Raw genomic sequence first — 1,677 nt, 5'->3', positions numbered from 1 at the left:
AAAAGAAGCCGTCTCATTTTCCTTGAGGCGGTTTTTGTTTATAAACTGTCAATATTATTTTTTAGGATGATTTTTTTGATTTGGAGTGTCTTTTTATGCCACCTTCTTTCTTAAGTTGTGTGCTAAAGCATGTAAACCGAACTCAATTTCTACTTTTTTCAACGATTTTAGCATAAATCGCTTAAAATGGTGATTGTGTTTGAGGTTGGCAAACACAGGCTCTACATCGTAACATCTTTTTTTACGTTTTTCTATCCCTTCTTCACTTTTCAGTCGCTTTCGTGTGAGTTCTTTATGACGTTCCAGATTGTGATTTCTCTCTATGCTTCGGTTTTCTTTAGATTGATGGCACATGCTTCTTAATGGGCACCCTTGGCAGTTTTTGGTCTTGTAATGCGATAAGGTCTGCTCAAAACCGGTCTTGGTAGTTTTGCTGCTTTCGTGGGTTTTTTCCATCCGTTGTCCCATTGGACAAACGTAAAAATCTTTCTCCCGGTTGTAGTGCAAATGCTCTTTGCTAAAGGTTTTGTTTTTACTCTGATAGTTTTCGTCCTGCTCTTTATCAAACGTATTGTACTTTACAAAAGCCTCTATTTCGAGTTTCTCTAAAAGCTCATAATTCTCTTCACTTCCGTAACCTGCATCGGCGGTAAGGGATTCTATTTCGCAGAATTTTTCCTGGCCTATGTTATCTTTAAAATTTTCCAGATGAGAGGCTAAAGTATTAGTATCGGCAGGGGTTTGATGAAGCGTATAATTCAGAATAAACTGGTTCTCGGTGGAGATTTGCGCATTGTAGGCGGGCTTGAGCTGTCCGTTCTTCATGTGATCTTCCTTCATCCGCATAAAAGTAGCATCTGTATCGGTTTTGCTGTAAGAGCCCCGCTCTGCGAGAATGTCTTCCTGCTGTTGGTATTTATCAAGATTCTTTTCAAAATTATTCCTGATGTAGTTCAGCTTGGCTTTAGCTTTAGCTCCCCCTTTCTTATCAGCGATTTTACTTCCTTTCAGTTTCTGGTTGATGTTTTCTACCGTTTTTTGGATTTTCTCTTTGTTGATTTCCCTGAACTCTGGAGGTTGGGGATCTTTATCTTCATCCGAAGCGATGCTTTGGGCATACTTCCAGAGTTCTTCCAGCTGCTTTAGCATTTTTTCTTTGTTGGTTTTGATGGATTTCCCCCACACAAAGCTATAGCGCCCTGCTTGCGCTTCAATCTTGGTTCCGTCGGTATAGATTTGCTTTAAAGTTATTAAACCTTCTTCCGCCAACAGCAAAACCACCTGTGTAAAGACATCCTTAAATGCAGTTTGCAGTTTCTGGCTTCGAAAACGGGCGATGGTATTATGATCCGCAATATTCATATTGGAAAGCCACATGAACAAAACATTTTCCCGCATGGCCTTTTCTATCTTACGGGAGGAATAAATATTTTCCATATACGCAAAAACCATCAATTTGAGCATCATCAGGGGATGATAGCTAGGGTTACCTTCTTTGCGGTATGCATCTAATAAAGTGCTGATGTTGATCCTGTCTAAAACTTCATTTACAATCCGCACAGGATGATCCATAGGAATCAGATCGTCAAAAGTATGCGGAAATAAAACCAGCTGATTTTGATTATAATGTTTAAAAGCCATACATCTAATTGATTGCCAAATAAATATACAAAAAAA

The 1,677-nt window shown here is 38.9% G+C and carries 1 protein-coding gene; it reads right to left on the bottom strand.

The annotated features are described in order from the left end of the window. Positions 1 to 93 precede the first annotated feature (93 nt). A complete protein-coding gene (locus ACODR7_RS21500) occupies positions 94 to 1,641 on the bottom strand; it encodes an IS1182 family transposase (protein WP_488842313.1) in 1,548 nt (515 codons plus the stop codon). Between the last annotated feature and the right edge of the window lie 36 nt (positions 1,642 to 1,677).

The organism is Chryseobacterium sp. FG46 (genome assembly GCF_057809135.1).
Note: the sequence above shows the minus strand (reverse complement) of the source record. Positions and strands in the feature narration are given on the sequence as shown.

Bases quoted from the DNA above. Each gene is read 5' to 3' on its own strand.
- ACODR7_RS21500 (WP_488842313.1), bottom strand. From the start codon at position 1,641: ATGGCTTTTAAACATTATAATCAAAATCAGCTGGTTTTATTTCCGCAT.